This is a genomic window from Geodermatophilus dictyosporus, assembly GCF_900115505.1.
GTDB lineage: Bacteria > Actinomycetota > Actinomycetes > Mycobacteriales > Geodermatophilaceae > Geodermatophilus > Geodermatophilus dictyosporus.
In genome coordinates this window covers 1-25,118 of sequence record NZ_FOWQ01000007.1, presented here as the reverse complement: position 1 = coordinate 25,118, position 25,118 = coordinate 1, and the positions used below count along the sequence as shown (strand labels likewise).

General features: G+C 75.2%; 23 protein-coding genes. 17 read left to right on the top strand and 6 right to left on the bottom strand.

Annotation, left to right across the window (positions count from 1 at the left end; translation table 11 throughout):
- Positions 1–19: 19 nt before the first annotated feature.
- The gene (locus BMZ33_RS16195) at positions 20–898 is read right to left on the bottom strand and encodes a diguanylate cyclase domain-containing protein (protein WP_169064435.1); all 879 of its coding nucleotides are present in this window, start codon (positions 896–898) and stop codon (positions 20–22) included.
- A 182-nt stretch (positions 899–1,080) separates the two neighbouring features.
- Between BMZ33_RS16195 and BMZ33_RS16190 the strand changes: the two genes are divergently transcribed.
- Positions 1,081–1,584, top strand: coding sequence for a flavin reductase family protein (locus BMZ33_RS16190; RefSeq protein ID WP_169064434.1), 504 nt, complete (start codon positions 1,081–1,083; stop codon positions 1,582–1,584).
- 16 nt (positions 1,585–1,600) lie between these two features.
- On the opposite strand, the gene BMZ33_RS16185 is transcribed toward BMZ33_RS16190, so the two are convergent.
- Positions 1,601–3,979 carry a SpoIIE family protein phosphatase gene (locus tag BMZ33_RS16185; RefSeq protein ID WP_169064433.1) on the bottom strand — a complete coding sequence of 793 codons (2,379 nt, stop codon included), beginning with the start codon at positions 3,977–3,979 and terminating at the stop codon, positions 1,601–1,603.
- A 153-nt stretch (positions 3,980–4,132) separates the two neighbouring features.
- Here BMZ33_RS16185 and BMZ33_RS16180 point away from each other — a divergent pair, with 153 nt between their 5' ends.
- Positions 4,133–4,996: a hypothetical protein gene (locus tag BMZ33_RS16180; RefSeq protein WP_091112876.1), complete on the top strand. Its 864-nt coding sequence runs from the start codon at positions 4,133–4,135 to the stop codon at positions 4,994–4,996.
- Positions 4,997–5,000: 4 nt separating this feature from the next.
- Here the strand turns inward: BMZ33_RS16180 and BMZ33_RS16175 are convergent, their stop codons facing one another.
- Together BMZ33_RS16175 and BMZ33_RS16170 are read right to left on the bottom strand one after the other, a co-directional pair.
- On the bottom strand, positions 5,001–5,420 hold the full coding sequence (locus tag BMZ33_RS16175) for a hypothetical protein (protein ID WP_091112872.1): 420 nt from the start codon (positions 5,418–5,420) through the stop codon (positions 5,001–5,003).
- Positions 5,413–5,787 carry a hypothetical protein gene (locus BMZ33_RS16170; RefSeq protein ID WP_091112869.1) on the bottom strand — a complete coding sequence of 125 codons (375 nt, stop codon included), beginning with the start codon at positions 5,785–5,787 and terminating at the stop codon, positions 5,413–5,415. Before BMZ33_RS16170 ends, BMZ33_RS16175 begins: the two co-directional genes overlap by 8 nt.
- A gap of 52 nt (positions 5,788–5,839) precedes the next feature.
- On the opposite strand from BMZ33_RS16170, the gene BMZ33_RS16165 reads away from it, so the two are divergent.
- On the top strand, positions 5,840–6,658 hold the full coding sequence (locus tag BMZ33_RS16165; protein ID WP_169064431.1) for a PaaX family transcriptional regulator C-terminal domain-containing protein: 819 nt from the start codon (positions 5,840–5,842) through the stop codon (positions 6,656–6,658).
- Positions 6,659–6,718: 60 nt separating this feature from the next.
- Here the strand turns inward: BMZ33_RS16165 and BMZ33_RS16160 are convergent, their stop codons facing one another.
- Positions 6,719–7,711: an aldo/keto reductase gene (locus BMZ33_RS16160; protein ID WP_091112861.1), complete on the bottom strand. Its 993-nt coding sequence runs from the start codon at positions 7,709–7,711 to the stop codon at positions 6,719–6,721.
- A 148-nt stretch (positions 7,712–7,859) separates the two neighbouring features.
- Between BMZ33_RS16160 and BMZ33_RS16155 the strand changes: the two genes are divergently transcribed.
- From BMZ33_RS16155 to BMZ33_RS16135, 5 genes are all read left to right on the top strand, one after another.
- Positions 7,860–8,816: a siderophore ABC transporter substrate-binding protein gene (locus tag BMZ33_RS16155; protein ID WP_091112860.1), complete on the top strand. Its 957-nt coding sequence runs from the start codon at positions 7,860–7,862 to the stop codon at positions 8,814–8,816.
- Positions 8,813–9,838 (top strand): ABC transporter permease, encoded by a 1,026-nt coding sequence (locus BMZ33_RS16150; RefSeq protein WP_091112856.1) that lies wholly within the window; start codon positions 8,813–8,815, stop codon positions 9,836–9,838. The genes BMZ33_RS16155 and BMZ33_RS16150 overlap by 4 nt, the downstream gene beginning before the upstream one ends.
- A complete protein-coding gene (locus BMZ33_RS16145; protein WP_091112852.1) occupies positions 9,838–10,812 on the top strand; it encodes an iron chelate uptake ABC transporter family permease subunit in 975 nt (324 codons plus the stop codon). Before BMZ33_RS16150 ends, BMZ33_RS16145 begins: the two co-directional genes overlap by 1 nt.
- On the top strand, positions 10,809–11,567 hold the full coding sequence (locus tag BMZ33_RS16140; RefSeq protein WP_091112849.1) for an iron ABC transporter ATP-binding protein: 759 nt from the start codon (positions 10,809–10,811) through the stop codon (positions 11,565–11,567). Before BMZ33_RS16145 ends, BMZ33_RS16140 begins: the two co-directional genes overlap by 4 nt.
- 137 nt (positions 11,568–11,704) lie before the next feature.
- A complete protein-coding gene (locus BMZ33_RS16135; RefSeq protein WP_091112847.1) occupies positions 11,705–13,207 on the top strand; it encodes an HNH endonuclease signature motif containing protein in 1,503 nt (500 codons plus the stop codon).
- Between the two features lie 150 nt (positions 13,208–13,357).
- Here the strand turns inward: BMZ33_RS16135 and BMZ33_RS16130 are convergent, their stop codons facing one another.
- Complete coding sequence (locus tag BMZ33_RS16130; RefSeq protein ID WP_091112844.1) at positions 13,358–14,029, bottom strand: hypothetical protein; 672 nt, start codon at positions 14,027–14,029, stop codon at positions 13,358–13,360.
- A gap of 123 nt (positions 14,030–14,152) precedes the next feature.
- On the opposite strand from BMZ33_RS16130, the gene BMZ33_RS16125 reads away from it, so the two are divergent.
- The 9 genes from BMZ33_RS16125 to BMZ33_RS16085 all read left to right on the top strand — a co-directional run.
- Positions 14,153–15,934, top strand: a complete 1,782-nt coding sequence (locus BMZ33_RS16125; protein ID WP_091112840.1) for an N-acetylglutaminylglutamine amidotransferase — start codon at positions 14,153–14,155, stop codon at positions 15,932–15,934.
- Between the two features lie 10 nt (positions 15,935–15,944).
- Positions 15,945–17,690: an N-acetylglutaminylglutamine synthetase gene (ngg, locus tag BMZ33_RS16120; protein ID WP_169064430.1), complete on the top strand. Its 1,746-nt coding sequence runs from the start codon at positions 15,945–15,947 to the stop codon at positions 17,688–17,690.
- 175 nt (positions 17,691–17,865) lie between these two features.
- A complete protein-coding gene (locus BMZ33_RS16115) occupies positions 17,866–18,912 on the top strand; it encodes a TerC family protein (protein ID WP_091113583.1) in 1,047 nt (348 codons plus the stop codon).
- Between the two features lie 80 nt (positions 18,913–18,992).
- Positions 18,993–19,358, top strand: a complete 366-nt coding sequence (gene crcB / locus BMZ33_RS16110; RefSeq protein WP_091112836.1) for a fluoride efflux transporter CrcB — start codon at positions 18,993–18,995, stop codon at positions 19,356–19,358.
- Positions 19,355–19,705 (top strand): fluoride efflux transporter FluC, encoded by a 351-nt coding sequence (locus BMZ33_RS16105; RefSeq protein ID WP_091112833.1) that lies wholly within the window; start codon positions 19,355–19,357, stop codon positions 19,703–19,705. Before crcB ends, BMZ33_RS16105 begins: the two co-directional genes overlap by 4 nt.
- A 47-nt stretch (positions 19,706–19,752) precedes the next feature.
- On the top strand, positions 19,753–21,168 hold the full coding sequence (locus BMZ33_RS16100) for an alpha,alpha-trehalose-phosphate synthase (UDP-forming) (protein WP_091112829.1): 1,416 nt from the start codon (positions 19,753–19,755) through the stop codon (positions 21,166–21,168).
- Positions 21,165–21,911, top strand: a complete 747-nt coding sequence (gene otsB / locus BMZ33_RS16095) for a trehalose-phosphatase (protein WP_091112826.1) — start codon at positions 21,165–21,167, stop codon at positions 21,909–21,911. The genes BMZ33_RS16100 and otsB overlap by 4 nt, the downstream gene beginning before the upstream one ends.
- Positions 21,912–22,246: 335 nt before the next feature.
- Positions 22,247–23,848 (top strand): methyl-accepting chemotaxis protein, encoded by a 1,602-nt coding sequence (locus BMZ33_RS16090; protein WP_091112823.1) that lies wholly within the window; start codon positions 22,247–22,249, stop codon positions 23,846–23,848.
- Between the two features lie 305 nt (positions 23,849–24,153).
- Positions 24,154–25,118: MCP four helix bundle domain-containing protein (locus tag BMZ33_RS16085; RefSeq protein ID WP_169064429.1), on the top strand; the 965-nt coding region annotated here is incomplete at its 3' end.

Here is a 25,118-nt window from a genome sequence, read left to right as displayed (position 1 = left end):
GGACCGCCGGCCGGGACCGTCAGCGCCGGCTGGCCTTGTCGGCGTACATCGCCGCGTCGGCCTGGCGGACCACCGCCTCCTCGGCCTCCCCGGGCTCGGTGCCGGCGTCCACCGAGCCGATGCCGATGCTCAGCCCGACCCGCACCGTCGTGCCGCCGACGGTCAGGGTCCCCGGCATCACCTCCCGCAGCCGCGCGGCGAGGCGCTCGGCGTCGGTGCGCTCGGTGTTCTCGCAGACGACGGCGAACTCGTCGCCGCCGAGCCGCGCCGCGGTGTCGCTGGCCCGCAGCACGCCGGCGAGCCGGCCGGCCACCGCCACGAGGACGGCGTCACCGGTGTGGTGCCCGTGCTGGTCGTTGACCGCCTTGAACCCGTCGAGGTCGAGCACCAGCACGCAGGTCGGCGTGTGCTCCCGGTGGCCACGCTCGAGCGCGTGCCGCAACCGGTCGTGGAACAGCAGCCGGTTGGGCAGGCCGGTGAGCGGGTCGTGCGCCGACAGGTGCAGCAGCCGCTCCTCCAGCTCCTTCCGCTCGGTGACGTCCTCGACCACCATCACCAGGTGCGGCGGGTCGCCCTCGACCCACGACGTCGTCACCTGGACCGGCACCACGCGGCCGTCGGGGCGCTGCACGCGGCACTCGTAGCGCACCCGGCCCCGGCGCTCGCGCAGCTCCCGGCACACCGCCCGCGCGCCGGGCACGTCCTCGGGGTGGGTGTAGGCGAACAGCGTGGCGCCGCGCAGCTGCTCGGCGGGGACGCCGACCAGCTCACCGAGGACGGCGTTGACGGCCAGCAGCTCGCCACTGGGCGTGCTCAGTGCCACGCCCATCGGTGAGTGGGTGAAGGCGCTGTCCAGGTCGGCGCGCGGCGGGCTCCCCCCGGCCTCGACGTCGAACACGGTGCACCTCCAGTCCTCCCCCTAGCGACACCGAGATCATCCCCGGTGTTCCCTCAGTTCCCGCCCTCGTTCCACGTGGAACCTGCTCAGGGGGCAGGATGGGTCCCGTCGCGTGACATCCGTGCAGGTGACGAGGAGGGCCGAGTGATCGTGTCCGACCCGGTGCTCCCCCGGACCACCGGGTGAGCGGGGAGCCGGTCGAGGTCATCGACCCGCGGGTGATGCGCGACGTCCTCGGGCACTTCGCCTCCGGCGTCACCGTGGTGACCGCCGACACCGAGGGCGGCCCGATCGGGTTCACCTGCCAGTCGTTCAGCTCCCTGTCGCTGGACCCGCCGCTCGTGGCCCTCGCGCCGGCGCGCACCTCCCGCACCTGGCCGCGCCTGCGCGACCTCGGCCGGTTCTGCGTCAACGTGCTCGCGGAGGACCAGGCCGGGCTGTCGTCCGCGTTCGCCCGCTCGGGCGTGGACAAGTTCGCCGGCGTCTCCTGGCGGCCCAGCCGGTACGGCTCCCCCGTCCTCGACGGCGTCGTCGCGTGGCTGGACTGCACGCTGTGGGCCGAGTACGACGGCGGGGACCACACGATCGTCGCCGCCCGCGTGCTCGACCTCGCCGCCGACCCGCAGCGCCGTCCGCTGCTGTTCCACCGCGGCCGCTACGGCCTCGCGGAGGACCCCGACGCCTGAGCCCCGGCCCCTCCGCCTACTCGAAGCGGACGGCGATGAGCGCGACGTCGTCGCGGCCGTCGAGGGGAGCGCTGACCGCGGCGTCGCACAGCTCCCGCGGCGAGGCGTCCACCGGGGTCGCCGACAGCCGCTCGACCAGCGCGGCGATGCCCTGGTCGAGGTCGGAGCCGGGCATCTCGACCAGGCCGTCGGTGTAGCCGAGGACCGTCGACCCGGCCGGCAGCTCGACCTCGAGCACCGCCCGCTCGGCGTCGACGTCCACCCCGACCAGCAGGCCGGTGACCCCGTCGACGGGCCGCACCACGCCGTCCGGCGAGCGCACGAGCAGCGGCGGGTGGCCCGCGTTGGCGACCCGGGCCCGCCACGGCCCGCCGGGCGTGGCCGGGGGGACGGCGTTGAGGTAGGTCATCGTGGCGAGCGACGCGACCCGCAGGCCCTGCACCAGCCGGTCGACGCGGGTGAGCACGGTGCTCGGGTGCGGGTCGGGCGCGTCCCACAGGCAGGCGCGGATGAGCCCGCGCAGGTGCCCCATCGCGGCCGCGGCGGCGACGTCGTGGCCGACCACGTCGCCGACCACCATGCCGACGGACCCGTCGGGCAGCTGCAGCAGGTCGTAGAAGTCGCCGCCGACGTCGGCGGCGGTCGAGGCGCTCACGTAGTGCGCGGCCGCCCGCAGGCCGGGGATGTCGGGCAGTTCGGGCAGCAGGGAGCGCTGCAGCGTGTCGGCCACCGCGTGCTCCTGCTGGTAGAGCCGCACGTTGTCCAGGACCAGCGCCGCCCGGCGGGCGAGGTCCTCGACCAGGCCGACGTCCTCGGGGGTGAAGGGCCGGCCGGGCGAGGTGCGCACGAGGGTGATCGACCCGCGGGTCCGGCGGCGGGCCACCAGCGGTGCGCTCAGCGCCGACACCGCACCCAGCCGGGCGGCGACCTCCTGGGCCGACGGCGAGGCGATGGTCTCGTCCAGCTGCGCGGGCAGCCGCTCGACCAGCACCGACCGCGAGGTGGTGATGGCCCGCTGGCTGGGCGAGTCGGGCGGCAGGCGCATCGCGTGCCCGGCGTCGTAGCGGCGCAGCTGGGTCAGCCGCAGCTCGCGGTCGCGGGAGGCCACCTCGCGGACCTCGCCGAGCTCGTCGACGACGGTGACGACCACCCAGTCGGCCAGGGTGGGTACGCACAGGGTGGCCAGCCGGTCGAGCAGGTCACCGACGTCGAGCGTGGCGATCAGCGAGCTGGTGGCCTCGGCCATGAGCGCCAGCCGGGCCTGCGCGGTCTCCGCGTCGGCCTGGGCGCGCTCGGCGTCGGCCTGCGCCCGCTCGGCGACGGCGCGGGCGGACTCCGCCTCCTGCCGGGCGGCCTGCTCGGCGGCCAGCGCGGCCTCCCGCTCCCTCTCCACCCGCACGCGCTCGGTGACGTCGGTCTGGATGCCGACGAAGCTGACCAGCTCGCCCTCGCCGTCGAAGACCGGGCTGATGGCGAGCTGGTTCCAGAAGGCGGTGCCGTCGCGGCGGTGGTTGAGCAGCGTGACGGTCAGCGCGCGCTCCGCGGCGAGCGCCGCGCGGATCTCGGCCACCGCCGCCCGGTCGGTGGCCGGGCCCTGCAGGAACCGGCAGTTGCGGCCCACCGACTCCTCGTAGGAGTACCCGGTGATCCGGGTGAAGGACGGGTTGACCCAGACCAGCGGGTTCCCCGGCTGGCGGGGGTCGGTGATGGTGAAGGCGATGTCGGTGGCGACGACGGCCCGCTCGCGCAGCGCCTGCAGCTCGGACTCGGCGTCCCCCGAGCCGCCGATCCCCTCCACCTCGAGGAACACCACCAGCGAGAGCTGCTGGGTGCTGCCCGGTTGCGAGAGCGGGAAGCCGGTGACCCACAGCAGGCGGTCGCCCCGGCCGTCGTCGTCCCGGGCACGGCCGGCGTCGGTGCTGCGGCCGGGCACCAGCCGCACCGCCTCGCCGGTGACCGGTTGCCCCTGCGCCACCAGCGACAGCGGGCCGGTGGTGCGCGCGAGCGGTGCACCGGCGAGGTCGGTGAGGCCGACGGCCGCGCCCCACGTGTCGATGTCGACCGGCAGCCGCACGTCGCCGGCCAGCTCGATGGCGGCGTCGTTGGCGTAGGTGACCGACCCGGACTTCTGGTCGATGAGCAGGACGGCGACCGGGACGTCGGCCAGCACGGCCGGCAGCGCGGCGGCCGAGCCGTCGTGCCCGGAGACGGCGGCGCTGGCCGCGGTGACGACGTCGGACTGCCGGTCGCCGCGACCGCCGACGGGGACGGTGGCCTCCGCCATGGCGGCCCGGGCCTCCGGCCGCACGCCGTCCTCGGGCGGCCCGGCACCGAAGGCACGGGAGGTGCGGGTGGTCGAGGTCGCCCCCCTCGGCCGCTCACCCTCCGGTCGCACGCAACGAATCTAACTGCTGTACCCCGCCGGTCGCCGCCCGCTCCCCGGTGTGCCACCCCCCGGGCGGTCACCCGGACGGGGCGTCCGCGCCGGTCAGGTGTGCGGCGGCCGCGCGGGGGCACTCCCCGGGGACGGCCTCGGGAGGGAGACGACATGGGACTGCTCGACCGGTTGTTCGGCCGGCGCCGCGCACCGGAGCCCCGGTACGACGCCCACACGGACGCGTACGCGGACTCCTACGCGCCACCACCACCACCGCCGCCCGCGCGCGGCGGTGGGCAGCGCCAGCAGCTCACCGACCAGCAGGCCGTCGAGCGCTACCGGTACCTGCTGCGCACCGCGCCGCCCGACCAGATCGAGCAGGCGCACACCGAGGCGTTCTCCCAGCTGACCCAGCAGCAGCGGCAGGAGGTGCTCACCCAGCTCGCGGCCGCGGTCCCGGCCGGCGAGCGGCCCCGCGCCGACGACCCGCAGACGCTGGCCCGGGTGGCCACCCGCGCCGAGCTGCGCCAGCCCGGGACGCTGGAGCGCGCGTTCGGCGGCGGTTTCGGCGGCCCCGGCTACGGACCCGGCCCCGGCTACGGACCCGGTTACGGCCCCCAGTACGGCGGCGGCTACGGCGGCGGCTACGGCTACGGGCCGCGGATGGGCGGCTTCGGCAGCTCGCTGGGCGGCAGCCTGCTGGGCACCGTCGGCGGCCTGGTGATCGGCACCGCGGTGGCCGACGCGCTGTTCGACACCGGCCTCGGCGACTCCGGCCTGTTCGGCGGCGGTGACGAGGAGGCCTACGCGGAGGGCTACGCCGACGGTGCGGACGGCGGTGGGGACGGCGGTGGGGACGGCGGCGGCGACTACGCCGCCGCGGACGGCGGCTACGGCGGCGACCCGGGTGCCGACTTCGGCGGCGGCGCCGACAACGGCTACGGCGGTGACCACGGCGGCGGCGACTACGGCGGCGGGGGCGACTTCGGGGGCGGCGACTTCGGGGGCGGCGACTTCGGCGGCGGGGACTTCTGACCGCTCAGGAGCGCCCGGCCGCCCGCGCCTGGTGGCGCAACCACAACAGGCCCAGCACCGGCAGCACCAGCGGGACGTAGCCGTAGCCGCGGCCGAACGCCGACCACACCGTCTCGTCGGGGAAGGCCGCCGGGTCGGCCAGCGACAGTGCACCCACCACCAGCACGCCGACCAGCTCGACGGTGATCGCCGCCAGCGCGACCCGGCGCCCACCCCGGGCCAGGGCGACGGTGGCGACGACGTAGACGACGGCGGCCAGCGCCGACAGCAGGTAGGCCACCGGCGCCTCGGTGAACCGGGTCGCGAGCTGCACGCCCGCCCGCGCGCCGGCGGCCAGGGCGAACAGGGCGTAGACGGCCACCAGCACCCGGCCGGGCCCGGCGGCCGTCCCGCCGGGCGCCGTCCCCCGCCCGGCCTCAGCCACCGGGTGCCTCCCACAGCTGCACGAGCCGCCACACCATCACGACGGTGACCAGGCTGGCCACCGCGAGCACCGCGCCCGCCCAGCGGCTGGGCTCGGTGCGCGACCACAGCACCCCGGCGACCGGCAGCAGCACGGCGCCGGCGAGGTAGCCGACGAAGGTCGCCGTCTCCGGCGGCCGCTGCCCGCCGGCCAGCGCCACGGCCGCGACGACGGCCTGCGCCACCAGCAGCGCCTCCAGGAGCGCGGCCCCGGCCAGGTGCACCAGCCCGATCCGCCGGTGGGCGACGGTCGAGGTCAGCCCGAGGAGGGCGACGAGGACGCCGACCGTCGTGGCCGACCAGACGAGGAGGGTGTTCACCGCGCCCATGATCGCGCGTCCTGGGGCCGGACCGGTTGCGAGCACGGGGTATCCCTGTGGCATGACCGTCCGCGACCTCGTGGTGGACCTCTGCGCGGAGCACCTGGACGCCGTCACCGGCGAGCCGGTGCCCCTCCAGGTGCTGGTGCGCCTGCTGGCCGCCTGCGGCGTGGCCGAGCAGAGCACGCGGGTGGCCGCGACGGCGCTGCGGCGGGCGGGGTGGCTGCGGGCGGCGCGGCGCGGCCGGGAGACGCTGTGCACGCCGACGGCGGCGCTGCGGGAGGCGGTGACCGCCCAGCGCGAGCGCGTCGACCGCCGGCTGGTCCCCTGGGACGGGCAGTGGCGGATGGTCGTTTACGGCGTCCCGGAGACCGACCGGGCCGCCCGCGAGCGGGTGCGCCGCGGCCTGGCGCGCGCCGGTTTCGGCCCGCTGGCCCCGGCGACCTGGGTGTCCCCGCACCGCGCGGCGCTCGAGGAGGTCCGGGCCGAGCTGGCCGGTGAGCGCACGTCCCGCCTCGACCTGCTCACCGTGTCGGTGGCCGACCCCGGCACGACGGACGGCGAGCTCGCCGCCCGCTGCTGGGACCTGCCCCGGCTGGCCGCCGCGTGGGCCCGGGTGCTCGACGGGCTGGACGCCGTGAGCGCTCCCGAGGGCCCGGCGGCGCTCGACCAGCACCTGCGGCTGCGCGCCGAGGTGCGGGCGGTGCTGGCCGGCGACCCGCTGCTGCCCGCGGCGCTGCAGCCGGCCGGCTGGCCCGCGCGCGACGTCCGGGCCGCGTGGGCCGACGCCGGTGCCCGGCTGGCCGCCGCCGCCCGCGCCCACGTGGCCGACGTCCTCGGCGCCGTCGCTCCCCCGGCCCTCCACCCAGCCGTCGCCTGACGGCCCCCGGGCAGGGGCCCGCCGCGGGCCTGCGAGTGGTGGGGCACGGAGGTCCTCTCCCTAGAGGTGGACGCCGGACATGTCGGGGTAGCGGTCGCTGACCGCGGCGCCGACGGGCGCGGCCTCGTCGAGCCGGCGCAGGTCGTCGTCGGTGAGCCGGACGTCGGCCGCCGCCGCGTTCTCCTCCAGGTAGCGCACCCGCTTGGTGCCCGGGATCGGCACGACCGGCGGGTTCCCGCCGCGCCCGCCCTGCGCCATGACCCAGGCCAGCGCCAGCTGCGAGGCCGTGACGCCCCTCTCGTCGGCGATCTCGCGCACCCGGTCGGCCAGCCGCAGGTTCTGCTCGAACGCCTCGCCCTGGAACCGCGGGTTGTCCCGCCGGAAGTCGCCGGGCGCGAGGTCGTCGACGCTGCGGATCTGCCCGGACAGGAAGCCGCGGCCGATCGGTGAGTAGGCGACGAAGCCGATGCCGAGCTCGGCGCAGGTGGACAGGACGCCGTTCTCCTCCGGGTCCCGGCTCCACAGCGAGTACTCGGTCTGCACCGCCGTCACCGGCACGACGGCGTGCGCCCGGCGGATGGTCTCGGGCGCGGCCTCCGAGATGCCGGCGGAGCGGACCTTGCCCGCCTCGACCAGCTCGCCGATCGCCCCCCACGTGTCCTCGACCGGGACCGACGGGTCCACCCGGTGCTGGTAGTAGAGGTCGATGACGTCGACGCCGAGCCGCTGCAGCGAGGCGTCGCAGGCCCGGTGCACGTACTCGGGCCGGCCGTTGATGCCGCGGAAGGAGCCGTCCTCACCGCGCTCGTTGCCGAACTTGGTGGCCAGGACCACCTCGTCACGGCGGCCGGCGACCGCCTGCCCGACCAGCCGCTCGTTGGTGAACGGGCCGTACATGTCGGCGGTGTCGAGGAACGTGACGCCGAGGTCCAGCGCCCGCTGGATCGTCCGCTCGGCCTCCGCCTGGTCGCCGGTGCCGTAGAACTCGCTCATCCCCATGCAGCCCAGCCCCATGGCCGGGACGGGCAGGGACCCCAGGGTTCGTGTCTCCACGGACCCCGTCCTGCCCGGGGTCAGCGGTGCCCAACCGGGTGGTACCCGGCGTCGACCGGACGGCCCCCGCCGTCCGGCACGCGGAACGGGTGTGGCAGGTTAGGGGACCCAAAGTAAGGCGAGCCTTTCCTAGACGACCAGGAGCAGCATGCGCACCGTCCCCCGCCCCCTGGCGGCCCTCACCCTGCCCGTCGCCGCAGTCCTCGCGCTGGGCGCCTGCAGCGCCGCCGACGCCGACGTCGAGACCGGGGCCGCCACGGGCTCCTCGGGCGAGGTCACCGTCAGCCACGCCCAGGGGGAGACGACGGTGCCGGTGGACCCGCAGACCGTCGTCGTCTTCGACGTCGGCGTGCTGTCCACCCTCGACAGCCTCGGCGTCGAGGTGGCCGGTGTGCCGGAGGCGAGCTACCCCGAGTCGCTGTCGCGGTACGCCGGCGACGGGTTCACGAAGGTCGGCTCGCTGTTCGAGCCGGACTACGAGGCGGTCAACGCCCTGGAGCCGGACCTCATCGTGGTCGGCGGGCGCTCGGCCGCCGTCTACCCGGAGCTGGCCGAGATCGCCCCGACCATCGACCTGACCGTCGACAACGCCGACTTCCTGGCCTCCTTCGAGGAGCGGGTGACCGCCCTGGCCGAGGTCTTCGGCGAGGAGGACGCCGTCGCCAGCCGGCTGGCCGCGCTCGACGAGCGGGTCGCCGAGGTGCGGGCGGCCGCCGCGGACGCCGGTGACGCGCTGTTCGTGATGACCAACGCCGGCGAGCTCAGCGCCTACGGCCCCGACACCCGCTTCGGCCTGGTCCACCGCGAGCTCGGGCTCACCCCCACCGACGAGGGGCTGACCGCCGCCGACCACGGCGACGCCGTCTCCTTCGAGTACATCGCCGAGCAGGACCCGGACGTCCTGCTGGTCCTCGACCGCGACGCCGCGATCGGCGAGTCCGGCACGGCCGCCCAGCAGGTGCTCGACAACGAGCTGGTCCGCGGGACGACGGCCTGGCAGGACGACGCCGTCCACTACCTGGACTCGGCCGTCTGGTACATCGCGCCCAACGGCCTGCCGTCGGTCGAGCAGATGGTCGAGGAAGTCGCCGCGGCCGTCGAGTGACCACCACGACCGACCGGCGCGACGGCGCCGCACCTCCCCGGGTGCGGCGCCGCCGCGGTGTGCAGCGCTGGCACGTCACCGCCGCGCTGGCCGCCCTCGTGCTCGCCGCCGCGGCGTCGCTGTTCGTCGGGGTCGGCGACCTGACGCCGGCCGACGTGCTGGACCTCGACGAGGCACAGGCGCGGGTGCTGTGGGCCAGCCGGGTGCCGCGGCTGCTGGCGATCCTGCTGGCCGGCTCGGCGATGGCGGTCGCGGGGCTGGTGATGATGCACCTGACCCGCAACCGGTTCGTCTCCCCGCAGACCGCCGGGACGACGGAGTGGGTGGGGCTGGGCATCGTCGTCGCCACGCTGTGGGCCGGCGGCACCTCGGTGTTCGGCAAGATGGTCGTCGGCGTGGTGTTCGCGCTCGTCGGCACGGCGCTGTTCGTCTGGCTGCTGCAGCGGCTGGTGCTCACCGACGTCGTGGTGGTGCCGCTGGTCGGCATCCTGCTCGGCGGCGTGGTGAGCGCGGCGACGACGTTCCTGGCCTACCGCCACGACCTGCTGCAGACGGTCGACGTGTGGATGAACGGCGACTTCTCCGGGGTCCTGGCCGGCCGCTACGAGCTGCTCTGGCTGGTCCTCGCGGCCACCGTGGTCGCCTACCTGTGGGCCGACCGGTTCTCCGTCGCCGGGATGGGCGAGGGCTTCGCGGTCAACCTCGGCCTCCCCTACACCCGGGTCGTCATGCTGGGGCTGGCGATCGCCTCGGTGGTCACCGCGGTCGTCGTCGTCAGCGTCGGCTCGATCCCCTTCCTCGGCCTCGTCGTCCCCAACCTGGTCACGCTGGCGATGGGCGACAACCTGCGCCGTGTGCTGCCGGTGACCGCGCTGACCGGTGCGGCGTTCGTGCTCGTCTGCGACGTCCTGGCCCGCACCATCCGCCACCCGTACGAGGTGCCCGTCGGGATGGTCGGCGGGGTCGTGGGCGGCGTGCTGTTCGTCTGGCTGCTGCTGCGCGCGCGGAGGCGGGTCGCCTGATGGTGCTCACCGCTCCCCAGCGGGCCGGCCGCCGCCGCCGCACGCTGGCCGTGCTCGCCGTCCTGACCCTGGCGGCCGTCGCCGCGTTCCTCACCGTCGACGTCACCGGGTCCTGGGACTACGCGCTGCAGCAGCGCGGGCGCCGGCTGGCCGCCATGGCCGTCGTCGCCGTGGCCGTCGCCGTCTCCACCGTGCTGTTCCAGACGGTCACGAACAACCGGGTCCTCACCCCGGAGATCATGGGCTTCGACCGGCTGTTCGTGCTCGTCCAGACGGTCGCGGTCTTCCTCCTCGGCGCCTCCACCGTCACCACCACCGACCCGCGGCTGCGCTTCGCCGTCGAGGTCGTCGTGCTCGTCGGCTTCGGCGCGCTGCTCCACCGGTCGCTGTTCGGCCGCACCGAGCGCGACGTCCACGTGCTGGTGCTCCTCGGCGTCGTCCTCGGCTCGACGTTCACCAGCCTCACGCTGCTGGTGTCCCGGCTGATCGACCCCAACGAGTTCCTCACGCTGCAGGACCTGCTGTTCGCCAGCTTCACCTCCGTCGACCGGCAGATGCTGGCGCTGTCGGCGGTGCTCGTCGTCCTGCTGACCGCCGGCGTGTGGCGGCTGCTCCCCCACCTCGACGTCGTCGCGCTGGGCCGCGACACCGCCGTCGGCCTCGGGGTCGAGCACCGGCGGGTGGTCGACCGGGCGCTGCTCGCGGTCGCCGTGCTGGTCGCCGTCGCCACCGCGCTGGTCGGGCCGATCACCTTCCTCGGCCTGCTGGTGGCCAACCTGGCCCGCCAGCTGCTGGGCACCCACCGGCACGCGTGGGTGCTGCCCGGGGCCGCCCTGCTGGCGCTGCTCGCACTGGCCGGCGGGCAGCTGGTGCTCGAGCAGGTGTTCGGCCTGAACTCGGCCCTGAGCATCGTCGTCAACTTCCTGGGCGGGATCGTGTTCATCGCCCTGCTGATCAGAGAGCCCCGCCAGTGATCGAGATCGAGTCCGTCTCCAAGGCCTACGGCGGCGTCCGCGTGCTGGACGACGTCACGCTGACGATCCCGACCGGCGGCATCACCTCGCTGATCGGCGCGAACGGCGCGGGCAAGTCCACGCTGCTGTCGGTGGCCGCGCGGCTGCTCCCGGCCGACAGCGGCCGGGTGCGGGTCGACGGGCTGGACGTGGCGACGACGCCGTCCGCCGTCCTGGCCCGCCGGCTGTCGGTGCTGCGGCAGGAGAACGCCATGTCGGTGCGGCTGACCGTGCGCGAGCTGGTCGCCTTCGGCCGCTTCCCGCACTCCGGCGGGCGGCTCACGCGCGAGGACCACCGGTTGGTCGACGAGGCCATGGCGTGGTTCGAGCTCGGCCCGCTGGCCGACCGGCACCTCGACCAGCTCTCCGGCGGGCAGCGGCAGCGCGCCTACGTGGCGATGGTGATGTGCCAGGGCACCGACCACGTGCTGCTCGACGAGCCGCTGAACAACCTCGACGTGCGCCACGCCGTGCAGATGATGCGGATGCTGCGCGGGATGGCCGACGAGCTCGGGCGCACCGTCGTCCTGGTCGTCCACGACGTCAACGTCGCCTCCTGCTACTCCGACCGGATCGTCGCCATGCGGGAGGGCCGGCTGGTGGCCGAGGGCCCGACCGCCGAGCTGATGACGCCGGAGCTGCTGCGGGAGGTCTTCGACGTCGACGTGGCGGTGCACGAGCTGGCCGGACGGCGGATCGGCGTCCCCTGGTCGTGACGGTTCCCCCGTCGTAGCCGCGGTGGCCGTCGCTGCCCGTCCCCTCCGTCCGTGCCCCGCCGCACTGACGACGATCCCCGCTCGTCCCGTGTCGCTGACCTGCGGGAACTGTCGTACCCCGGTCGTAGGTTCGTCCCGTGGAGCAGCTCGAGGAGGACCAGCCGCCCGTGGGCGGTCTCCTCGGCCTGCTCGTGGCCGAGCCGCCGGAGCTGCGGCGGTTGCCGGTCGCGCTGCTGACCCGCGGGCAGAAGGCCGCCGAGCTGGAGCACGTGGCCGCACTGAAGGCCCGGCTCGCGGCCTACGAGGCGGAACTGGTGCTGGGTCTGGCCGACGACACCCCCGACGACCTCGATCCCGCGCCCGGGACCCCGGGTGCACGGCGGGGGTCGTGGGCGCCGGATCCCGAGTTGCCCGGCGTCTCGGAGTTCTTCACCGCCGAGCTGGCCATGGTCCTCAACTGCGGCCGGCGGTCGGCCTCGCTGCTCGCGCAGCGGGCGTGGGTCTTCCGGGAGTCGCTGCCCGGCACCTGGGCGGCCCTCGCGGAGGGTGTGCTGGACGAGGCGCGGGCGAAGGTGCTCGTCGAGGTGCTGCAGCACACCGACCCGGCGGTGTCCCGGCAGGTGGAGTCCCGGCTGCTGCCCGAGGCGGCGAGCCTGACCACCCATACCCTGCGCAAGCGGGCGGTGGCGGCGCTGCTGGCCGTCGACGCGGACGCCGTCGATGACCGCCGCAGGGAAGCGGAGCGGCAGGCCGATGTGCGCGTCTACCCCTCACCGCGGGAGGGCATGAGCACCCTGGCCGCGGACCTGCCGGCGCCGGTCGCGGCGGCGTGCTTCGACCTGGTCGACCAGCTGGCGGTGCTGTTGAAGAAGGACGGCGACGACCGGCCGGTCGGGCAGCTGCGCGCCGCCGTGCTCGCCGATCTCGTCCAGTGCCCCTGGGACGACACCCGCCCGCCGGTCACCGCCCACCTGCAGCTGAGCGCCACGCTCAGCACCCTGGCCGGCGAGTCTTCCGAGGCCGGCGAGGTCAACGGCCTGCCGATCACCATCGGTCAGCTGCGCGACCTGCTCGCCCGGCTCGACGGGCTGGGCGTGCGCACGCCCGCGGGCGGATCGGTGACGCTGGCGCTGGCCGAGGACGACGGCGCCCTACGGGCCACCACCACCCTCGACCGGCTCCGCCGCCTCGCCAAGCGGGGGTGCCCGACCCACCCGGCCGCCGACTGCGGGTGCGCGGTGCTGGACCGGCCGGCCGAGGTGGACACCTACGAGCCGTCGACGGCGCAGCAGACGTTCGTGCACACCCGCGACCGCTCCTGCCGCTTCCCCGGCTGCGGGCAGCGCGTGGGCTGGGCGGATGCCGACCACGTCATCCCGCACGCCTGTGGCGGCGCGACCGACTGCGCCAACCTGTGCTGCCTGTGCCGCAGCCACCACCGCCTCAAGACCTTCGCCCGCGGCTGGCACTTCCAGATGAGCCCCGACGGCGTCCTCACCGTGACCACCCCGTCCGGCATCACCCGCACCACCCGACCACCGGGCACGCGAGCACCCACACCGGCCGAGCCACCACCACCGGACGACACCGCGCCACCCCCACCGCCGTCCGACCCGGACGACGAGCCGCCGCCCTTCTGACGAGACCAGCGCCGACGTCGGCTCGCTCGCCCCACGACGAGACGACGCCGGCCGCTGCACGGCAGGGGGGTCCTGTCGCAGCCACGTGGTCCCCGGAGCCCCGAGCGCGACGCGGCCTGCAGTCGGTCGGCTGGCGAGTGGGATCCCCGGCTACGCCCAGCGGGCCAGCGCGGTGCACGTCCCCGGGGCCACGACGGTAAACCCGGCGTCGACGATCTGCACCGGGGCCGTCGAGCGCAGCCGTGCCCAGCGGGCGACACCCGGGTGCTCGACGACCACCGGGAACCCGGCGCCCGACCAGGCGGCCAGGCGGTCGGCAGGCATGCGCGGTGCGGTCAGCTGCGCGGCGTGACCGGCGGCGGCCGCGGCCTTGCCCAGCGGCAGGAACGGCTCCGGGCACAGCGACACCACCACCGGGCCACCCGGCACCGGGTCGGCCACCGGGAGGGCGTCCGGGTCGTCGAGCTCGCTGCCCGACAGCTGCAGCCTCGCGACCTCCCGGGGCAGGGCATCGAGCGCGGTCGGCACCAGCGCCCGCACCTCCGCCCCGGACACCGTGGCGGTCACGCCGGGCAGGCTGGACACCCGCTCCCAGGCCACACCGCGCGCCCGCCGGCAGTGCTTGCGGATCCGGCCGTCGGTCCACCGCCGCACCTGCGGGTGCCACTCGCCGCCGGGTCGCGCCCGCTCGTCGTCCAGCAGCCGGACGACGGCGACCGCGGCGGCCGTGCAGACGGCGGTCCGGGTCGGCGGAGCGCCCTTCTCGACGCGGGCCACCAGCTGCACCGCCCAGGGCGACTCACCCTCCGGGTCGTCGTACACGTCCCCACCCTGCCCGACCCGGCGTGCCGGCCCCGTTCCACGTGGAACCGGGCCGTGTTGCGTCGGTGTGACGATCTCCGCGAGGCGTCGCGGGAGCCGCCCCCGTGGGGTTGGATCGAACCCATGTGCGGCCTCACCGGAGAGATCAGGTTCGACGGCTCCCTGGCCGACACCACCGCGGTGGCGCGGATGGTCGAGGCGCTGGTCCCCCGCGGGCCGGACGGTCAGGGCCAGTGGAGCGCCGGCCGGGTGGCGTTCGGCCACCGCCGGCTGTCGGTCATCGACCTCTCCGCCAGCGGCTCCCAGCCGATGGTCGACAGCGAGCTGGGCCTGGAGGCGGTCTTCAACGGCTGCATCTACGACTACAAGGAACTGCGTGCCGAGCTCGAGGGCCACGGCTACCGGTTCTTCTCCACCAGCGACACCGAGGTCCTGCTCAAGGGCTACCACCACTGGGGCGTCGACTTCGTCGACCACCTGCACGGCATGTTCGTCGTCGTCATCCACGAGCGGGACACCGGCCGGGTGGTGATGGCCCGTGACCGGCTCGGCATCAAGCCGCTCTACCTCGCCGAGACGCCGGGACGGCTGCGGTTCGCCTCGTCGCTGCCGGCCCTGCTGCGCGCCGGCGACGTCGACACCTCCATCGACCCGGTCGCGCTGCACCACTACCTGACCTGGCACGCCGTCGTCCCGGCACCCCGGACGCTGCTCAACGGCGTCCGCAAGCTGCCGCCGGCCACCGTCCGCGTGATCGAGGCCGACGGCACCAGCCGCGAGCACCGCTACTGGGAGCCCACCTACGAGCGGCGCCCCGAGCACTCGGGCTGGTCGGCGCGCGACTGGGAGGACGCGATCGAGGAGGCGCTGCGGGTCGCCGTCCGCCGCCGCCTGGTCTCCGACATCCCGGTCGGCGTGCTGCTCTCCGGCGGGCTGGACTCCAGCCTGATCGTCGGCCTGCTCGCCCAGGAGGGGCAGCGCGGGCTGGCCACCTACTCGATCGGCTTCGAGGCCGTCGGCGGTCGCGAGGGCGACGAGTTCCAGTACTCCGACGTGGTCGCCGAGCGGTTCGCCACCGACCACCACCGCATCCGCGTCTCCTCCGACGAGCTCGCGGCCGCGCTCGGCCACGCCATCGGCGCGATGGCCGAGCCGATGGTCAGCCACGACGTCGTCGCCTTCGACCTGCTCAGCGAGCGGGTCAGCCAGTCCATCCGCGTCGTGCAGTCCGGGCAGGGCGCCGACGAGGTGTTCGCCGGCTACCACTGGTACCCGCCGCTGGCCGGCGTCGACCGCGGGGAGGCCGTCGAGCGCTACGCCGCCGCCTTCTTCGACCGCAGCAACGACGACGTGCGCGCGCTGGTCGGCGAGCGCTACGCCCTCGACGGCGACCCGAGCCTGGAGTTCGTCCGCGACCACATGTCCCGCGCCGGCGCGCAGACCGCCGTGGACGCGGCGCTGCGCCTCGACAGCGAGGTCATGCTCGTCGACGACCCGGTCAAGCGGGTGGACAACATGTCCATGGCCTGGGGCCTGGAGGCCCGGGTGCCCTTCCTCGACCACGACCTGGTGGAGCTGGCCGCCCAGTGCCCGCCGGAGCTCAAGCTGGCCGACGGCGGCAAGGGCGTGCTCAAGGCGATCGGCCGGCGGATCATCCCGCCGGAGGTCATCGACCGGCCCAAGGGCTACTTCCCGGTGCCGGCGATCACCCACCTCGAGGGCAAGGTGCTCGGCCTGGTCAAGGACGCGCTGTCCAGCGAGGCGGCGCGCGAGCGGGCGCTGTTCCGCCCCGAGTACGTGTCGCGGCTGCTCGACGACCCCAACGCCGAGCTCACCCCCCTGCGCGGCAACAAGCTCTGGCAGCTGGGCCTGCTGGAGCTGTGGCTGCAGAACCACGGGGTCTGAGGGGGTCCCCGTGGCACCCCGGCTCGCCGGACACCGCCGTCGTCACACGCCCGACCTGACCGGACGCACCTACGGCCGGCCCTCGCAGCACGAGCTGCAGGGCATGGACTCCGACGTCGTCCTGGACCTCGCCTGGGGCAGGCTGGTGTTCGGGCAGACCTTCGCGGAGATGCGGAACATCCTCGCGGCGCTGCGGGCCGAGGGGACCGGGCGGCGCGACATCTGCATCTACGCCCGCGACCCGCACGTGCTCGTCGGCCTGGCACCCGACGAGCTGTTCATCGACCCGAGCTACACCTACCGCCTCGACCTCTACCGCTACCGCTCCCGGCACGAGCTCATCCGCGGCGTCTTCGTCCGCACGGTGACCTCGCTGGAGGACATGGTGGCGATCAACGACATCTACGCGCGCAACGGCATGGTCACCGGGGACCCCGAGACCATGTGGGCCAACCACCGCACCCGCTGCTTCACCTACCTCGTCGCCGAGGACACCCGCACCGGCCGGGTGGTCGGCACGGTCACCGGCGTCGACCACGTGCTCGCCTTCGGCGACCCCGAGGGCGGGACCAGCCTGTGGTGCCTGGCCGTCGACGCGCAGAGCGCCCCGGCGGGCACCGGGGAGGCGCTGGTGCGGGTGCTCGCCGAGCGCTACGTCGGCCGCGGGCGCTCCTACGTCGACCTGTCGGTGCTGCACGACAACAGCGGGGCGATCGCGCTCTACCGCAAGCTCGGCTTCGTGCGGGCGGCGGCGGTGTGCGTCAAGCGCAAGAACCCGATCAACACGCCGCTGTACGCCGGCGGCCCGCCGGGCCTGCAGCTGCTCAACCCCTATGCGCGGATCATCGCCGACGAGGCGCTGCGCCGCGGCATCCGCGTCGAGGTCACCGACGCGGAGTCCGGCGAGATGCGGCTGTCGGTCGGCGGGCGGCGGGTGCTCACCCGCGAGTCGCTGTCGGAGTTCACCACCGCGGTCGCGATGAGCCGCTGCGACGACAAACGGGTCACCCGGCGGATCGTGGAGGCCGCCGGCGTCCGCGTGCCCCGCGGGGTGACCGCGCCCGAGGACGACCTCGGCCCGGCCCGCGAGCTGCTGGCCGGGTGCGGCGAGGTGGTGGTCAAGCCGGCCCGGGGCGAGCAGGGCAAGGGCATCACCGTGGGCGTCACCGACGACGAGGAGCTCGAGCGCGCCCTCGCGGCCGCCCGGCTGTTCTGCCCCGACGTCCTGGTCGAGGAGCTCGTCGAGGGCGAGGACCTGCGTGTGGTGGTCATCGACCACGAGGTGGTGGCCGCCGCGGTGCGCCGGCCCGCGGAGGTCGTCGGCGACGGCCGACGGACGGTGACCGACCTGGTCCGCGAGACCAGCCGGCGCCGCGAGCGGGCCACCGGCGGGGAGTCGCGCATCCCGCTGGACGACGTCACCGCCGACGTCGTCCGCGCCGCCGGGCACGGGATGGACGACGTCCTGGCCGACGGCGAGCGGCTGCGCGTGCGGCGGACGGCGAACCTGCACACCGGCGGCACCATCGAGGACGTCACCGACCGGCTGCACCCGGCGGTCGCCCAGGCCGCGGTGCGGGCCAGCCGGGCGATCGGCATCCCGGTGACCGGCATCGACTTCCTGGTGCCCGACGTCGAGGGCCCCGACGCGGTCTTCGTGGAGGCCAACGAGCGACCGGGGCTGGCCAACCACGAGCCGCAGCCGACCGCCGCCCGCTTCGTCGACCTGCTCTTCCCCGAGACCCGCCGCCGCTAGCCGCCCTCCGCTGGCGGGAAAAGGCGAACTCTGCTTCACTAGTCAGCAGGAGGGGAGTACCCCCCAGCGTCCCCGTCGTCAGGACGGTCCGCCCCGGTGCGGACCCGGCGGGGCGGGCGTCCGGTGCGGCGCCGGGGGAGACCTCCGGTTGGTGCCCACCGACTGGAGGCTCGCCGTGGACGTCCCCTTCTGGCTCTGGCTCGCCGTGCTCGGCCTCATCCTCGCCATGCTCGCCGTCGACCTGGTCGCCCACCGCCGCGCGCACGTCATCGGCGTGCGGGAGGCCGCCGCGTGGTCGGCCGTGTGGGTCCTCCTCGGCGTCGGCTTCGGCGCCTGGGTGTGGTGGACCCACGGTGCGGAGTTCGGCCAGCAGTACTACGCCGGCTACCTGATCGAGAAGTCGCTCGCCGTCGACAACGTCTTCGTGTGGGCGATCCTCTTCACCTTCTTCGCTGTGCCCCGGGAGTACCAGCACCGGGTGCTCTTCTACGGCGTGCTGGGCGCGCTGGTGCTGCGCGGCGCGTTCATCGCCGGCGGCGCCGCGCTCATCGAGAGCTTCGGCTGGGTGCTCTACCTGTTCGCCGCGTTCCTGCTGGTCACGGGGTTCCGGATGCTGCGGCAGCGCGACGAGCACGTCGACCCCTCGCGGTCGCGCACCCTGCGGCTGTTCCGCCGGTTCGTGCCGATGACCGACGCCTACCACGGCCAGCGCTTCCTGGTCCGGCGCGACGGCGTCCTGCTGGCCACTCCCCTGCTCGCCGTGCTGGTGCTCGTCGAGGTCACCGACGTCGTCTTCGCGGTCGACTCGATCCCGGCCATCTTCGCCGTCACCGACGAGCCGTTCCTCGTCTTCACGGCCAACGCCTTCGCCATCCTGGGCCTGCGGGCGATGTACTTCCTGCTCGCCGACCTCGTCCACCGCTTCGTCTACCTGAAGGTCGGGCTGGCGCTGGTGCTCGTGTGGGTGGGCGTCAAGATGCTGCTCAAGATCGACGTCTACTACATCCCCACCACGGTCAGCCTCGGGGTGATCGCCACCATCCTCGGGATCTCGGTGTGGGCGAGCCTGCGCGCCACCCGCGGTCAGGGCCGCCACGCCGTCGAGGCCCCGGCCGACCCCCCGTTCCGGGTCGCCACCGAGGAGGAGCTCGCCGCGGTCGAGCCGCTGTGGCGGCGGCGGGGCAGCCGGCGCGACACCCCGGAGCCGACCCGCACTCCCTGACGGGGGTCCGGGCGAGGGAGGCTCTCCTCACGTCCCCGCCCCCGGGACGTGGGGAGGGCTTCCTGTGCGGGAGGGTGCGCATGGCGTACGTGCTGGCTGCGCTCGGCGGGGCGCTGGGGGCACTGGCGCGCTGGGGCGTGGCCGAGGTGCTCCCCCGGGACGACGGCTGGCCGTGGGCGACCCTGCTGGTCAACCTCAGCGGCTGCCTGCTGATGGGCGTCCTGCTCGGCGTGCTCGCCGGCCGGGAGACCGAGCCGGCGTGGGCGCGGCCCCTGCTCGGCGTCGGGGTGCTCGGCGGCTACACCACCTACTCGGCCTTCGCCGTCGAGGTCGCCGACCTCACCGACGCCGGCACGGCGGCACGGGCCGCGGGCTACGTGCTGGTCTCGGTCGTCGGCGGGGTGCTCGCGGTGGCCGCGGGTGCCCGCCTGGTGCGACCCCGGTGACGCCGCTGCTCGTCGCGGCCGGCGCCCTGGTCGGCGCCCCGGTGCGGCTGCTGGCCACCCGGCTGGCGGCCCGCCGGGGAGGCGACCCCGCGCTGGGCACGCTCGCGGTCAACGTCGCCGGGTCCGCCGTCCTCGGGGTGCTGCTCGGGCTCGGGGACGCACCGGCGGCCGTCGTGGCGCTGGTCGGCACCGGCTTCTGCGGGACGCTGACCACCTTCTCCGCGTTCGGGGCCGACGTCGTCCGGCTGGTGGCCGAGCGCGCGGTGGGCCGGGCGCTCGGGTACGCGGGGGCGAACGTCGTGCTCGGCCTGGGGGCCGCCGCGGCGGGCTGTGCCCTCGCCGGCTGAGCCTGCGGGTGCCGGGTCAGGGCGCCGTCAGTAGGGTCGGTACCGGTATGGCCGGAACGGACGCAGGAGACGCGCGGGCGGACAGCCCCGTCGTCGTGGTGGCCAACCGGCTGCCGGTCGACGCGGTGACCGAGCCCGACGGCACGGTGCGGTGGCAGCGCAGTCCCGGTGGGCTGGTCACCGCGCTGGAGCCCTTCGTGGCCGGCCGCGGCGGCGCGTGGGTCGGCTGGTCGGGATCGGCCGGCGAGGCGCCCGAGCCCTTCGAGTCCGGCGGGATGTCGCTCGTCCCCGTGCCGCTCTCGGAGGAGGAGGTCGACCGCTACTACGAGGGCATGTCGAACGCCTCGCTGTGGCCGCTGTACCACGACGTCGTCGAGAAGCCGGAGTACCACCGCACCTGGTGGGACACCTACGTGCAGGTCAACAAGCGCTTCGCCGACCGGGCCGCCGAGGTCGCCGGGCAGGACGCGATCGTGTGGGTGCACGACTACCAGCTGCAGCTGGTGCCGGCGATGCTGCGGCAGCGGCGTCCCGACCTCACGATCGGCTTCTTCCTGCACATCCCCTTCCCGCCCTACGAGCTGTTCACCCAGCTGCCCTGGCGCTCGGCGATCGTCGAGGGGCTGCTCGGCGCGGACCTCGTCGGCTTCCAGCGGCCCAGCGCGGCGGCCAACTTCGTCCAGCTGGCCCGCCGGCTGCACGAGCTGCCCACCCGCGGTGCGACGATCGAGTACGACGGCCGCACCGTCACCGCCCGCGCCTTCCCGATCTCCATCGACGTCCGGGCCTTCGACGAGCTGGCCTCCTCCCCCGGGGTGCTCAAGCGGGCCGCGGAGATCCGCGCCGAGCTCGGGAACCCGGAGAAGATCGTCCTGGGCGTCGACCGGCTGGACTACACCAAGGGCATCGCCGTCCGGCTCAACGCCTTCCAGGAGCTCCTCGAGGACGGCACGATCGAGGCGCCGGGGACGGTGATGGTCCAGGTGGCCACGCCCAGCCGCGAGCGGGTCGAGCACTACGTGCACATGCGGGAGACGATCGAGCAGCAGGTCGGGCACATCAACGGCGTGTTCGGCAGCCTCGGCGAGCCGGCGGTGCACTACATCAACCAGTCGATCCCCCGCGAGGAGCTCGCCGCCCTGTACCGCGCGGCCGACGTCATGCTCGTGACGCCCTACCGCGACGGCATGAACCTGGTGGCCAAGGAGTACGTCGCCGCCCGCGGCGACCTCGGGGGCACGCTGGTGCTCTCGGAGTTCGCAGGGGCGGCCGCGGAGCTCAAGCAGGCGTTCCTGGTCAACCCGCACGACATCGCCGGCGTGAAGAACCAGATGCTGCGGGCGCTGCGCACCGAGCCCGACGAGGCCGCCCGCCGGATGCGCGCGATGCGCCGCTACCTGGCCAAGCACGACCTCGACCACTGGGCGTCGTCGTTCTTCGACGCGCTGCGCGCCCAGGCGTGACCGCCGTCCCCGAGGACCTCGCGGCCGCGCTGGCCGGGGTGGCCGGCCGCCGTCCGCTGCTGGTCGCCTCCGACTACGACGGCGTCCTGGCGCCGCTGACCGACGAGCCCTCCACCGCGGTCCCCTCCCCCGACGTCGACGGGCTGCTGGCCCGCCTCGCCGCGGCGGACGGCGTGACGGTGGCGCTGGTCAGCGGGCGCGGCGTCGAGGACCTGCGGCAGGTCAGCGGGTTCGCCGGCACCTACCGCTGGGTGGGCAGCCACGGCGCCGAGTACGGCGGACCCCTGGCCGGTGAGCTGGCCGGCCGCCGCGACGCCGTCGCCGAGCGGCTGGCCCCGCTGGTGGCCGCCGTCCCCGGCGCGCGGCTGGAGGTCAAGCCGGCCAGCGTCGCGGTGCACGTGCGGCAGGTCACCGACGCGGCCGCGGCGACCCGGTTGCTGGCGGACGCCGCCTCCGCAGCCGCGGATCCGTCACTGACGGTGAAACCGGGCAAGGCGGTGCTCGAGGTCGCCGTCACCGACGCCGACAAGGGCAGCGCCGTCGGCCGGCTGCGCGACGAGATCGGCGCGGCCGCCGTCGTCTACCTCGGCGACGACGTCACCGACGAGGACGTGTTCGGCACCCTCCGCCCCGGGGACGTCGGCATCAAGGTCGGCGACGGCGAGACGGCCGCGGACCACCGCGTCGCCGACCCCGCGGCCGTGGTCGACGTCCTCCGGCTGCTGGCCGACCGGCTGGGCTGACCCTCCCCCGCGGCCCGGGACGCGGCGTGTCCGGGCTCCGGAGCGGGTGACCGGCGGACGGGGGGCCGGTCGGCGTCCGGCGCGGTCGACACGGCGACCGGCCCCGGCCTCCCGACCAGCGCGGACGCCCGTCCGGACGCCGCGCGCGGGCCGGCCGGCGGACCGGTGCGGTCGACCTGACGACGGCGCCGGCGGCGGTCACCGCCCGGTGCACAACGATCGGGCCGGGGCCGTCCCGGGTGTTCCGGCGCCGGGCCGGTGGGGCCGCACCATTCCCGTGCACGCCCCGCTGGTCACTGCGGTCACGGCGTGCCCACCCGCCCCAGGAGGCCCCCGTGAACGCCGCGACCCCCTCGCGCCCCCGCACCGCCGGCTGGTTCGCCGACCGCCCGCTCACGGTGAAGTTCGGCGCGCTCGTCGCGGTCGGCGCCGTCTCGCTGGGCGGCCTGCTCGGTTCCGTGCTGGTCGGCAACGGCGCCGTCCGGGACGCGCAGCAGCGGCTGACCGACCTGCACCACGCGGAGTCGCTCGTGCTGCGGCTGGACACCCGGGCCAGCGAGCTCAAGGTCGACGGGTTCAAGGCGCTGGTCCGCGACGTCCCCGCCGACCAGCTCCCGGAGCTGGCCGACGACGTCGCCGAGCCCCAGGCGCTCCTGGCCGAGCTGGCCGACGTCCCGCTGGACGGCGAGGCAGCCGCCGCGGTGGCCGACCTGGCCGGCACCTTCGGCGACTACACCGACGCGATCACCGCCTTCGTCGACGGCGCGGTCGCCGACCAGGCGGTCGCCCGGGTGCGGTGGGAGGACATCCAGGCCGCCAACGACCTCACCGACGGCGCCGTCGGCACGGCCAAGGACACCCTGCAGGCCGAGGCGGACGCGGCAGAGCAGGAGCTGGCCGACACGATCTCCCGCTGGGAGACCACCGCCCTGCTCGCCGCCGCGCTGGGCCTCGTGCTGCTGGCCGGGCTCAGCTGGCTGACCGCCCGCTCGGTGATCGGCCCGGTCCGGCGGGTGCAGTCCGCCCTCGAGGCGCTGGCCGCCGGTGACCTGACCGGGACCACCGGCGTCGACTCCCGCGACGAGCTGGGCCGCATGGCCGCGGCCCTGGACGGCGCCCGGACCGGTCTGCGCGAGGTCATGGCCGCCGTGGCCGGTGCCTCGGACGCGGTGGCGGCGTCGTCGGAGGAGCTGTCGGCCTCGTCGGCGCAGATCTCGGCGTCGGCGGAGGAGACCTCGGCGCAGTCCGGGGTGGTGGCCGGTGCGGCGGAGGAGGTGTCCCGCAACGTGCAGACGGTGGCGGCCGGTGCCGAGCAGATGGGTGCCTCGATCCGGGAGATCGCCAGCAACGCCGCCGAGGCCAGCGCCGTGGCGGCGCGGGCGGTGACGGCGGCGGAGACGACGACGGCGACGGTGGCCAAGCTGGGCGCCTCGTCGGCCGAGATCGGCAACGTGGTGAAGGTGATCACCTCGATCGCGGAGCAGACGAACCTGCTGGCCCTCAACGCCACCATCGAGGCCGCCCGGGCGGGTGAGGCGGGCAAGGGCTTCGCGGTGGTCGCCAACGAGGTCAAGGAGCTGGCTCAGGAGACGGCCAAGGCGACCGAGGACATCGCGCGGCGGGTGCAGGCGATCCAGGGCGACACGACCGCCGCGGTCGGGGCGATCGGGGAGATCTCCCAGATCGTCGCCCAGATCTCCGACCGGCAGACCACCATCGCCTCGGCGGTGGAGGAGCAGACGGCCACCACGAACGAGATGTCGCGCTCGGTGCAGGAGGCCGCGCAGGGCTCCGGGCAGATCGCCGGCACCATCACCGGCATCTCGACGGCGGCCGCCGCCACCACCCAGGCGCTGGGCCAGAGCCGGACCGCCGTCGACGAGCTGGCCCGCATGGCCACCGACCTCCGCGCCACGGTGGGCCGCTTCACCTGGTGACGCCCCCGCCGGGACGGCCCTGACCGCGGCCCGCGCCCCCTCCCCGGGGAGGGAGCGCGGGCCGTGTCGTCCTCCCCTCGAGACCATTCCGCAGAAGCGCAGAAATGGTCACCGGACCCTGCTCGACGTCATGTCGACACGGGCCGGTGGGCCCTTTCCCGGTTGCCACCGGCAACCATTCCAGCCGTTCCCCGATCGTGACCGACACGCCATTCCCGGACCCGTGCGCGGACCATTCCGGTGCCCCACAGTGCCACTCGACAGCGCGACCGGCGCCCCCCTCCTCGACGAACCTGGAGAGAACGATGACCACCCCGACCGACGTCCCGGGCCGCGCTCCCGCGGCCGGCTCCTCCTGGTGGGGCGACCGCGGCGTCAAGACCAAGGTCCTCACCGCCGTGGGTGCCGCGGCCGGTGTGGCGCTCGTCGTCGGCGCCACCGCCGTCGTGGGGCTCGACAGCGCGGCCGAGCGCGCGACGGGGCTCAACGCGCAGGTCACGGCGCTCACCGACGTCACCGCGATGCGCGGCGCCATGAAGGACGTCCGCATCAAGACGCGCGACGCGCTCATCAGCATCGACCCGGCCCGGGTCGAGGAGGCGTTCGACGCCATCCCGGAGCTGCAGGCCCGGTTCGAGGCCGCCCGGGAGAGCTACGAGGCCGCCGGGCTCACCGGGGAGCAGCAGGCGCTCGTCACCCGGGCCGAGGACGCCTTCCAGGAGTACCTGCAGGTCGGCGAGACCGTCCTCACGCCGCTGGCGCTGGCCAACGACCAGGCGGCCTGGGACGAGGCCAACCAGACCCAGGCCAAGCCGCTGGGCGACGAGGTCGAGGAGGCGATCGCCGAGCTCGTCGAGATCGAGAAGGCGGAGGCCGCCGCGGCCGCCGCGGCCGCCGAGGCCGGCGCCGGCCAGCAGCGGCTGCTCGTCCTCGTGGTCCTCGGCGCCGGCCTGGCCGTCGCGTTCGGCCTGGGCCTGCTGGTGGCGCGCACCCTGGCCCGGGGCGTGGCCCGCGTGCAGTCGGTCGCCGAGGGGCTGGCCACCGGTGACCTGACCCGGACCTCGGGCCTGACCACCCGGGACGAGCTGGGCCGGATGGGTGCCGCGCTCGACGGCGCCGTCACCGAGCTGCGCCGGGTCATGGGCACCGTGGCCGGTGCCGCCGACGCGGTGGCCGCCTCCTCGGAGGAGCTGTCGGCCTCGTCGGCGCAGATCTCGGCGTCGGCGGAGGAGACCTCGGCGCAGTCCGGGGTGGTGGCCGGTGCGGCGGA